Consider the following 9,904-nt stretch of genomic DNA (forward strand, 5'->3'; position numbering starts at 1 on the left):
CCGAGCGGGCGCCGGGACAGGGCCCCCGGGCGGGACGCGGGGGGCGGCACCGGGGGGGTCGATGACCCCCCCGGTGCCCCACGCATCGGATCTCAGGCAGGCAGCTGCAGGGTCTGGCCCACGTAGATCAGGTTCGCGTCGCCGATCTTCGGGTTGGCGGCCCACAGCTTGTGCCAACCGCCCGCGACACCGAGCTGCTGCGCGATCTTCGACAGCGAGTCGCCGGACTTGACCGTGTAGGTCTTGCCGGAGGTGCGCACCGCGCTCGGACGCGCGGCCACGTGCTCGGTGGTCTCCTCGGAGGTGCGCGCCGCCGAGTGCCGCACCCTGTGCGACGGGGCCGACGTCGAGTGCGAGGTCGACCGCGACGAGCTGGAGGAGCTCGTGGCGTGGTACGGCGTCGCCGAGCTGGACGAACCGGTCGCGCCGGCCTTCACCGAGCAGACCGGCCATGCGCCCCAGCCCTGGCCGGCGAGCACGCGCTCGGCGACCGCGATCTGGGTGGACTTGCTGGCGTCCGCCGGGTTGCCGGAGCCGCCGTACGCGTGCCACGTCGACAGCGTGAACTGCAGGCCGCCGTAGTAGCCGTTGCCGGTGTTGATGTGCCAGTTGCCGCTCGACTCGCACTGGGCGACGCGGTCCCAGACGCTCACCGGGGCGGCGTTGGCGGGTGCCGCGCCGAGCGCGAGACCCGCGGTGGCGAGTCCCGCCACGGCGAGTCCGGACAGGACGGCACGGGTGTTGGTCAGGATCTTCATGACTACGTGCTCCCGCGGGTCCGCCTCCGCTCACCCCATCCCTGGGGATCGACGCGCCGCTGCCCACCCTGATGTTGCGTTGATTCGAGCGATACGGTCTGGGGGCAGCGCAAGGCGTGGCCGTATCGGGCAGTAACCCAGGAGGCTTCTGTTCACGGCGGTTCCTGTTCGCCGGTTCCTCCGCAGGCGCCATGAGGTTGTCACGATCCTGGGCGGAGTCAAATCCGGCGCACACGCGCTTCCGAGCGACGGAAGCCACGCCCGGGGGTGTTCCGACGGCCGGAAATCCGCCTCAACGCTTCCTGAGCAGGTCCGCCTCCGGGCGCAGCGGAGGCGCCGAGAGGTGCTAGCTCGCCCTGGGTTTCCTGGGCACGGGGCGCGTGCGTTGTTCGGCCCGAACGCTACCCGAAGGGCATCTGAACGCGCGCCGGGCGGCGGATGCGCACACCCCGCGTCGCCGTTCGGACTCCACTGAGAAGCGGCCCGCACGGCCCTCGGTCCCGGGTCAGGTCCGTCGACGACCATGGCCGCGTGGCCTCACCCGACGCGTTCCCCCTGCCCGACCAGACCGGCCGAACGGTGGTCGTCACCGGCGCCAACAGCGGCATCGGCTTCCAGGCGGCCGCACGCCTCGCCGCCGCAGGCGCGCACGTCGTGCTCGCGTGCAGGGACCGCGAGCGGGCCGACGCCGCAGCGGCCCGCATCGACGGCAGCACGGAGGTGCGGCTGCTCGACACGAGCTCGCTCGACTCGGTGCGCGCGTTCGCGGCGGACGCCCCGGAGCGCGTGGACGTCCTGATCAACAACGCGGGCGTGATGGCGACGGACGAGGTGCGCACCCCGGACGGCTTCGAGCTCCAGCTGGCCACGAACTACCTCGGTGCGTTCGCGCTCACCGGTCTGCTGCTCCCCCGGCTGACCGACCGCGTCGTGATGCTCTCGAGCCTCGCCCACTACGGCGGCCGCATCGTGCTCGACGACCTCAACCGCACCCGCAGGCGGTACTCGCGGTGGGGCGCGTACGCGGACTCGAAGCTGGCCGACCTCATGTTCGCGTTCGACCTGCAGGCCCGCTTCGCGGCGGCGGGCTCGCCCCTCAGGGCCGTGGCCGCGCACCCCGGGATGGCGGGCACGGACCTGACCCGCCACGTACCGGCACCGGCGGCCGTCTCCGCGATCTCGGAGGCGATCCTGCACGGCTTCGGGCAGAGCGCCGCGGGCGGCGCCCTCCCCGTCCTGCTGGCGGCGACGGCGCCCGATCTGCCCGGCGGCTCGTTCATCGGCCCCGGCGGCCTCGCGGAGGTGCAGGGCTCCCCGATCGTGGTGGGCGCGAGCCGCACCGCGCGGAACCGGGAGCTGCAGCGCCTCCTGACCCGCGAGGCGGAGCGTCTGACCGGGGTCACCATCGAGGTCCCGGACCGCCGCTGACACGACGACGCCCCGCCCTCCGACAGGAGGACGGGGCGCTCTTCGTGGGAGTCCGCTCTACTCGTCCGGGCTCCGGATCCGCGGTCCATCGTGCATGACCGGAACGCTGCGCCCCGAACCTGAATCCTGGGTGTGGATCGCGGCGTGTCGGGGCGTCTCGTGGGGCGGACGGGACTTGAACCCGCGACCGATGGATTATGAGTCCACTGCTCTGACCGGCTGAGCTACCGCCCCGCCGTCACCATAGCGGCGCCGGTGCGCGCTCCTCCGTGCCTCGCGCGCCCGCCCGGGGGGGCGCGCGAGCCACCGCGGGGCGGGGAAGCGTCGGCGGCCGGTCGTAGGGTCGGCCGCATGACCGACGGGATGCTCGACCGGGACGGCGCGATGCTGTCGTACGAGGTGCAGGAGGGCGAGGGCCCCACGGTCGTGCAGCTCCACGGACTCAGCTCCTCCCGGGCGAGCGAGGCGGCGGCGGGGTTCTTCGACTGGTCTCCGGTGCACGACGCGGGTGGGCGGCTCGTGCGGTACGACGCGCGCGGACACGGCCGGTCGACCGGCCGCGCGGAACCGGGCGACTGGGCGTGGCCGCGGCTCGCGGACGACCTGTTCGCGCTCCTCGACGCGGTCGCTCCCGGCGAAGCCGTCGATGCGATCGGGGTGTCGATGGGCGTCGGCACCCTCCTGCACGCCGCGACCCGCGAGCCCGCGCGGTTCCGCAGGCTCGTGCTCGTCATCCCGCCCACGGCGTGGGCGACGCGCCCGGCGCAGGGCGACGTCTACCGCCAGATGGCGGACCTCGTGGAGACGCAGGGGTACGACGCGCTGGTCCGCGCGATGAGCGCCTTCGGCACGCTGCCGCTGCTCGAGGCCGGCGGCTGGACGGTCGCGCCGCCGCCGGACATCGATCCGGCGATCCTCCCCGCCGTGTTCCGCGGCGCGGGGTCCACGGACCTCCCGGCACCGGAGGCGATCGCGACGCTGCGCCTGCCGGTCCTGCTGCGGCCGTGGGCCGGCGACCCCGGCCATCCCGTGGCGACCTCCGAGCGGCTGCACGAGCTGATCCCGGGCTCGGTGCTCGAGGTCATGTCGACGCCCGACGACCTCAGGGCACTGCCCGAGCGGACCGCGGGCTTCCTCCGCTGAGACCCTGACGCGGCCGCGACCGGCCGGACCGCCCTGTCGTCAGCCGGCGAGGCGGAGGCGCGCCTCCACCACCTGCTGGGCCGCGGTGCGGAGGAGCACCGCGAAGTCCGGGTCCGTCGCCGCCTCCGACACCAGCGCGTCGTGCATCGCGGGCAGATCGCCCGGCTCGATGTCGAGCAGCAGGTCGCCTCCTGCCCGCACGAACTTCACGGCGCGCTGCGCCGGCGTCCAGGCCCGCACCGCGACCGCTCCCCCGACGTCGTCGGACATCACCACGCCGCTGAAGCCGAGCCGGCCGCGCAGCATCCCCTGGATCACCCGGGAGGAGAACAGCGCCGGGGTGCCGGGGTCGATGCGCGCGTACTCGGCGCTCGAGACCATCACGAACCGGGTGCCCGCGGCCACGCCGTCGGTGAAGGAGCGCAGTCGGGCCGAGTCCTCGGTGGTGTCCGAGTCGACGACGTGCGCCGCCGTGTCCGTGTTCGCGGTGACGCAGCCGAGGCCCGGGAAGTGCTTCACCGCGGTGTCGACGCCCGCCGCGGCCATCCCGCGCACGAACGCCGCGACGTGCGCGCCCGCCACCGCGGGGTCGGAGGAGAACTGCCGATCGAACCCCGCGATCGGCGGGTTGTCGTGGAGATCGGCCGCGCACGGCACCCCGGCGACGGGAGCGAGGTCGAGCCGGACGCCGGCCCGCGCGAGCTGCGCACCCCAGGTGCGGGCGTCCGCCTCGGTCTGCGCAGCGCTCTCCCGCCCCTGCACGACGGCGCTCGGGATCGTGGAGAACCCGGGGCCGCTCAGCACCTGCACCAGGCCGCCCTCCTGATCGGTGGCCGTGATCAGCGGCAGACCGTGCGGCGCCTCCGCCTCCAGCGGTGCGAACGCGTGCGCGACCGCCGCCGTGCCGGCCGAGCTGCGCCCCCGCACCATGACCCCGGCCACGTGGTAGCGCGCGACGTCGTCGGCGAGCCCGGGCAGCTGCCCGACCGTGCCCGCGGTCATCAGCACCTGACCCGCCAGCTCGCCGGCGCTCATCGTCGCGACGATGGCCGCGGCCCGGGTCGCGACGGTCGGTGTCGGGGTCGTGCTCGGGGTCGGGGTCGACGAAGCGCTCGTCGTCGTCGCCGGCGGTGCGGACGACCGCGGCGGGGTGCTCGCGGTCCCGGTGCACCCCGTGAGCAGCAGCCCCACGAGGATCGCGGGGAGCAGGAGACGCCGTCGCCCGGTCAATCCGTGATCGCGCTCCGCGCCCGCTTCGCGAGCGAGCGGAACTGCTCCCGGAGCTTCGCGGACATCGGCGGCACGTCGGTCTCCGGGTCCGTGACCTCCTCGCCGCGGTAGAGGCGCTCGAAGATCGTGATGGTCGTGTCGATGTCGTGCGGCTCGAGCAGGCGGAGCGACGCGCGCTGCATCACCTCGCGCTCGTCCTGCGGCATCGTCAGCACCCGGGTCAGCCGATCCGCGAGCGCCTCGATGTCGCGGGGCGGGAAGAGGTAGCCGTTCTCCCCGTCCTTCACGAGGTGCGGCAGCGCCATCGCGTCGGCGGCGACGACGGGCAGCCCGCTCGCCATCCCCTCCATCGTCGCTATCGACTGGAGCTCGGCGGTCGAGGGCATCGCGAACACGGTCGCCCGCGTGAGGATGCGGCGCAGCTCCTCGTCGCTGACCCGGCCGGGGAAGTGCACCCGGTCGGCGATGCCGAGGCGCTGGGCCTGCTGCTCGAGGGCCTTGCGGATGTCCCCCTCACCCACGAGGTCGAGCTGCGCGTTCAGCTCCTTCGGGATGCGGGCGACCGCCTCGACGAGATCGGGCAGCATCTTCTCGCCGGTGATCCGGCCCACGAAGACGATGCGCTTGTCGGTCTTGTCCTCGAAGTCGGGCGTGTAGTCGCTCATCCGGATGCCGCACGAGATGGCGTGCACGTGCTTCAGCCCCGTGCGGGACTCGAGGTACGCCGCCGCGCGCCTGGTCGGCGTCGTCAGCGCGGCCGCCTTCCGGTACAGGCGCGTGCAGTCCTTCCAGGCGAGCCACGTGATCAGCGGCCACGTGAACTTCGGGAACGGCGTGTGCTCGATCAGGTTCTCGGGCATGAAGTGGTTCGTCGCGACGACGCGGATGCCGCGCTTGTACGACTCGGTCGTGAGGCCCCGCCCGATCAGCATGTGCGACTGCATGTGCGACACATCGGGTCGCACCTGATCGATGACCCTGGCCGCGTTGTGGTGGATGCGCCACGGGTAGACGGCCCGCAGCCAGTCGTGCAGCGGCCACCGGAAGCTGTTCAGCCGGTGCACCGTCAGCATCTGGCCGAGGTGCTCCTCCCGGTAGGCGCCCTGCGGCTCCCCGTGCGACTGGGCCAGGATGTGCACGTCGTGGCCGCGGGAGGCGATCCCCGCGGCGAGGCGGACCGAGAAGCTCGCCGCCCCGTTGACGTCAGGGGCGAACGTGTCACCGCCCATGAGCACGGTCAGGCGCGGCAGCGCGGCATCCTCCGTCGAGTCGCTGATGGCGGTCTCCTCGGGGCGATTCGAGCCCCGTTCTGGGGCTCTGGGCGGCTCCGACGGTAGCGCATGCCTCGAGGCCCAGGGCGTACGGCGCGCCTTCAGTCGGCGCCCGCGGCCTCCCTGGCGGTGACCTCGGGGTGGTGCCGCGCGAGTTGGAAGACCCCGAACACCGCGATCGCGCCGGAGACGAGGAAGGAGGGACCGGCCCACCAGGGCGCGTTCTGCGCCTCGCCGAGCACGAGCACGCCGATGCCGACCGCCACCATCGGGTCGACGACCGTGAGCCCGGCGATCACGAGGTCGGGCGGCCCAACCGCGTACGCCGTCTGCACGAGGTACAGCCCACCGGCTCCCGCGGCGAGCAGCCCGATCGCGCACAGCAGGGAGAGCCAGTCGAACTGGCCCTGGATGAGGCGGTTGATGACCGTCTTCGCCATCGTCGCGACGAACCCGTAGAGGACACCTGCGCCCGCGATGTAGGCGATCGGCACCATGCGCGTGCGGTAGATCGCGTAGAGCACGCCGAAGGCCACGAGCACGATCGCGAGCAGCACCAGGATCGTGCGGAGGTCGTCGTCGCTGATCGCCGCGTCCGTGGCGCTCGGCGCCGCGATGGAGACGAAGATCCCCACGCCGCCGACGCAGAGCACGATCGCCCTGATCACCTTGCGGGTGAGGTGGATGTGGTTCATCCGCGCGTTCAGGACGGCCGTCACGACCAGCGCGATCGCACCGATCGGCTGGACGACGATCAGCGCCGCGAACCGGAGGCTCGTCAGCTGCAGGACGATGGCGAGGCCGAGCATGAGCGTGCCGACCAGCCACGAGCGGGTCCTCACGAGCTGCATCAGCTCGGACCTGCCGAGCTCCGTCCCCGAGGAGACGCGCCGCGCCTCCACCTGCTTCACGCCGCGCGACTGGAACTGCGCGCCGAACGACAGGAACACCGCGCCGACGAGGGCGATCGGGATCCCCACGGCCTGCGCCGTGTTCAGGACGTGGTCGCCGATCCTGAGGTCGAAGAGCGGCGGCACGGCCGAGACGATAGCGGCCCGATCCGGCGAGGGGGTCCCGCTACGCTGATGAGGGCCCTGTTTCGCGAGTGGACGCCGGAGGTTCGTCGGGTGAGTGTGCTGCCGATCCGGATCACGGGCGATCCCGTGCTGCACCAGCCAGCCGCGCCGGTCGTCACGTTCGACGACGAGCTGCGGACCCTGGTCGCGGACATGTTCGAGACCATGGACGAGGCGCCGGGCGTCGGGCTCGCCGGCCCGCAGGTCGGCGTGCCGCTGCGCCTCTTCGTCTACAGCTACGAGCACGACCCGGACGGCCCGCAGCGGGGCGTGGCGATCAACCCCACCCTGTGGATCACGCCGACGCCGATCGGCGAGGCCGACGAGGACGCGGAGTCGGAGGGCTGCCTGTCCGTGCCGGGCGAGCGGTTCCCCCTCCGGCGTTCCCCGCGAGCGCGCCTGGAAGCCGTCGATCTCGACGGGAAGCCGTTCGTGCTCGAGGCACGGGGCTGGTTCGCCCGGATCCTCCAGCACGAGACCGACCACCTCGACGGGGTGCTCTACGTCGACCGGCTGGACTTCCTCCACCAGCGTCGCGCGAAGAAGGCGATCACCGGCAACAAGTGGGGACGCCCGGGCAACAGCTGGACTCCCGGGGTCGACGACCTGGAGGCGTGACGCATGGAGTTCGAGCACGACACGGCGCAGCACCGCTACCTGGGGCGGGAGGGTGAGCAGGTCGTCTGCTCGCTCGACTACACGGAGCACGGCGGCGTCGTCTCGATGACCCGCACGTTCACGAACCCGCCGTTCCGCGGCCACGGGTACGCGGCCCGGATCACGGCCCACGCGGTGGACGAGGCGGAGGCGGCGGGCCTGCTCGTGCGGCCCATGTGCTGGTACGTCGCGCAGTGGTTCGACGACCACCCGGAGAAGTCGCACCTCCTGGCCTGACCCTCCGTCGTTCAGGAGATCCGGCCGCGTCGCGCGCAGATCTCCTGAACTACGAAGGGGTGCCGCGGCGGATCGCGGCCGCGGCGCGGATCGCGGCGAGCAGCGCGTCGGGCTCCGCGTCCTTGTAGAGCACCGCGTCGGCGCCCGCCTCCCTGCCTGGCCCGGCGTACCGGTCGAGGTCGGTCGCGGTCACGAGCACGACCCGGGTCACCGGTGCGCGCTGGGTCAGGCGGATCCGGGCGTCGGTCGCGATCGTCGACGTCACCTGCACGCCGCCCACACGCGGCATCCGCACGTCGACCACCGCGACGTCGACGACGGTGCGGCGGAGGAGCGCAAGCGCCTGCACCCCGTCGGGCACCTCGGCCACGACCTCGAGATCGGGTTGCGCGTCGATGACCAGGCGCCAGCCCTCGCGCTGCATCGGATCGTCGTCCGCGAGGAGCACCCTGGTCGGCACGCGGGTCACCTTCGCGACAGGTCGACCCCGTGCACCCCGTTGTGGAACCGGATGGAGGGGAAGACGGCGGTGATCGAGAAGCCCACCCCGGGAGTCTCGGCCGCGGTGAGCGTGCCGCCGAAGAGCTCGGTGCGCGCCCGCATCTCCTGGATGCCGGGGCCCGCGAGCTCCTGCGTGAGCGACCGGAGGTCCTCCTCGACCCCGTAGGAGAGCTCGGCCGCGGCGTCGTCGGGTGACAGGCCGCGCCGCACGACCGCGTTGCGGAACCCGTTGTCGTCGACCCGCACCGAGATGCCCGACGTGGTCCAGGTGAACGCGACGCGCACCTCCGTGCCGTCGCCGCCGTACTTCAGCGAGTTCGACAGCGCCTCCTGCAGGATGCGGTAGATCGCGAGCTCGGCGGCGGAGTCGAGGTCGTAGGCCTCGCCGTGCTCCTCGACCGTCACGCTGAGCCCCGCGTCCCGCATCGTCTTGAACAGCTCCCGCGTCGACTTCAGGCGCGGCTGCGGGCCCGCCTCCGCCTCGCTCTCCCGCACCAGCGTCATGACGCGACGCATGTCGGCGAGGGTGGTGCGGCCGGTCTCGGCGATCGTCTGCGCCGCGCGCACCGCGGCGGTCGGATCCGTCGCCCCCGCGTATCGGGCCCCGTCCGCCTGGGCGATGATCGCGGACACGCGGTGGACGGCGACGTCGTGCAGCTCCCGGATGATCCGGAGGCGCCCGCTCTGATCGGCGACCGACACCTGCAGCTGCGCGGTGTACCGGTCGTCCTCCGCCGCGGCGCGCCGCTCGGCCCGGAGCCGTCGCGCGGTGGTGAGCCACAGCAGGAGCAGCACCAGCGCGACGACCAGGAGGCCGCCGGACACGGCGAGCCACACGGTCTGCGGCAGGTTCGGCATGCGGCGGAGTCTACGGAGCGCACGCTCCAGGACATCGGAGGCGCACGTGGGGGCGACGGCGAACCGATGCGCACCGGTCCCCCTCCGCCCCCGTTCTCTGCGATTACCCACCGAGCACCGAACTCCACGTGGTGCCCTGGGTCCCTGCATCGAGCCGATCGGTTCGAGGAGGAGATGGTGCGGACCATGACGGGAGCCGGACGATGACCGAGGTGAGCAGGGCGGCGCAGGCCGAGGCGCGCCGGGGCAAGGAGACGGAGCGGGACGACGCCACGACGTCCGGACGGGAGGTGTTCCGGTTCAACGACCGGAACTGGCTCCTGATGGGCCTGGAGGACGGCAGCTCGTGGAACCTCTACGGGCCGGACGCAAACCCCGCCGATCCGGGCGCCAGACGGGCGCACATCACGATCGCGGAGCACGGCTACCTGTCGGTCGACCCGGAGGGGGTGGTGCGCGGCCCGTACACGACCCTGTCCGAGGCCGCGTACCCGATCGCGGAGCAGAATCGCGTGCTCCTGGACGCCCCCTCCGATCGCACGCGGGTCGAGCCGCCTCACCGCGACCTGGGCGCCACGTTGCGCCTGGTCACCACCACCTTGCTCATCGGGACGGCGATGATCGGGGCCGCCCTCGTCCTGCGGCCGCTGCTCCGCCGGGGTCGCGGCGCCGCGACCCGCGACCGCGATGCGGCGCGCGTCGCCTGGGACGCCGCACGCCGCCCGCCCACGCGGTCCGCCCGGCG

Annotated in this window: 12 protein-coding genes and 1 tRNA gene; 6 read left to right on the top strand and 7 right to left on the bottom strand. The window is 73.0% G+C overall.

Features of this window, described 5'->3' with window-relative positions:
- Positions 1–92 precede the first annotated feature (92 nt).
- On the bottom strand, positions 93–758 hold the full coding sequence (locus ACTHLI_RS07380; RefSeq protein ID WP_440182513.1) for a transglycosylase family protein: 666 nt from the start codon (positions 756–758) through the stop codon (positions 93–95).
- Between the two features lie 531 nt (positions 759–1,289).
- On the opposite strand from ACTHLI_RS07380, the gene ACTHLI_RS07385 reads away from it, so the two are divergent.
- Complete coding sequence (locus ACTHLI_RS07385) at positions 1,290–2,186, top strand: oxidoreductase (RefSeq protein WP_440182514.1); 897 nt, start codon at positions 1,290–1,292, stop codon at positions 2,184–2,186.
- A gap of 160 nt (positions 2,187–2,346) precedes the next feature.
- Here the strand turns inward: ACTHLI_RS07385 and ACTHLI_RS07390 are convergent.
- Positions 2,347–2,420, bottom strand: a tRNA-Ile gene (locus ACTHLI_RS07390).
- 117 nt (positions 2,421–2,537) lie between these two features.
- On the opposite strand from ACTHLI_RS07390, the gene ACTHLI_RS07395 reads away from it, so the two are divergent.
- The gene (locus ACTHLI_RS07395) at positions 2,538–3,329 is read left to right on the top strand and encodes an alpha/beta fold hydrolase (protein ID WP_440182515.1); all 792 of its coding nucleotides are present in this window, start codon (positions 2,538–2,540) and stop codon (positions 3,327–3,329) included.
- A gap of 39 nt (positions 3,330–3,368) precedes the next feature.
- On the opposite strand, the gene ACTHLI_RS07400 is transcribed toward ACTHLI_RS07395, so the two are convergent.
- On the bottom strand, positions 3,369–4,364 hold the full coding sequence (locus ACTHLI_RS07400; RefSeq protein ID WP_440182516.1) for a glycoside hydrolase family 3 N-terminal domain-containing protein: 996 nt from the start codon (positions 4,362–4,364) through the stop codon (positions 3,369–3,371).
- Positions 4,365–4,374: 10 nt separating this feature from the next.
- On the opposite strand from ACTHLI_RS07400, the gene ACTHLI_RS07405 reads away from it, so the two are divergent.
- A complete protein-coding gene (locus ACTHLI_RS07405) occupies positions 4,375–4,566 on the top strand; it encodes a hypothetical protein (protein ID WP_440182517.1) in 192 nt (63 codons plus the stop codon).
- On the opposite strand, the gene ACTHLI_RS07410 is transcribed toward ACTHLI_RS07405, so the two are convergent.
- Together ACTHLI_RS07410 and ACTHLI_RS07415 are read right to left on the bottom strand one after the other, a co-directional pair.
- Complete coding sequence (locus tag ACTHLI_RS07410; protein WP_440182518.1) at positions 4,556–5,788, bottom strand: glycosyltransferase; 1,233 nt, start codon at positions 5,786–5,788, stop codon at positions 4,556–4,558. The genes ACTHLI_RS07405 and ACTHLI_RS07410 overlap by 11 nt on opposite strands.
- Before the next feature lie 143 nt (positions 5,789–5,931).
- Positions 5,932–6,867 carry a DMT family transporter gene (locus ACTHLI_RS07415; protein WP_440182519.1) on the bottom strand — a complete coding sequence of 312 codons (936 nt, stop codon included), beginning with the start codon at positions 6,865–6,867 and terminating at the stop codon, positions 5,932–5,934.
- Positions 6,868–6,957: 90 nt separating this feature from the next.
- Between ACTHLI_RS07415 and def the strand changes: the two genes are divergently transcribed.
- Together def and ACTHLI_RS07425 are read left to right on the top strand one after the other, a co-directional pair.
- Positions 6,958–7,524, top strand: coding sequence for a peptide deformylase (gene def / locus ACTHLI_RS07420; protein ID WP_440182520.1), 567 nt, complete (start codon positions 6,958–6,960; stop codon positions 7,522–7,524).
- A gap of 3 nt (positions 7,525–7,527) precedes the next feature.
- Positions 7,528–7,800: a GNAT family N-acetyltransferase gene (locus ACTHLI_RS07425; protein WP_440182521.1), complete on the top strand. Its 273-nt coding sequence runs from the start codon at positions 7,528–7,530 to the stop codon at positions 7,798–7,800.
- A gap of 49 nt (positions 7,801–7,849) precedes the next feature.
- Here ACTHLI_RS07425 and ACTHLI_RS07430 read toward each other — a convergent pair whose 3' ends face one another.
- A complete protein-coding gene (locus ACTHLI_RS07430) occupies positions 7,850–8,260 on the bottom strand; it encodes a response regulator (protein WP_440182522.1) in 411 nt (136 codons plus the stop codon).
- Positions 8,261–8,265: 5 nt separating this feature from the next.
- Entirely contained in the window at positions 8,266–9,159 is an 894-nt protein-coding gene (locus ACTHLI_RS07435) for a sensor histidine kinase (RefSeq protein WP_440182523.1), read from the bottom strand.
- A 203-nt stretch (positions 9,160–9,362) separates the two neighbouring features.
- On the opposite strand from ACTHLI_RS07435, the gene ACTHLI_RS07440 reads away from it, so the two are divergent.
- Positions 9,363–9,904, top strand: a 542-nt coding sequence (locus ACTHLI_RS07440; protein WP_440182524.1) for a hypothetical protein, incomplete at its 3' end; no start/stop codon positions are given.

Origin of the sequence: Amnibacterium sp., assembly GCF_051956055.1 — a bacterium.
GTDB lineage: Bacteria > Actinomycetota > Actinomycetes > Actinomycetales > Microbacteriaceae > Amnibacterium.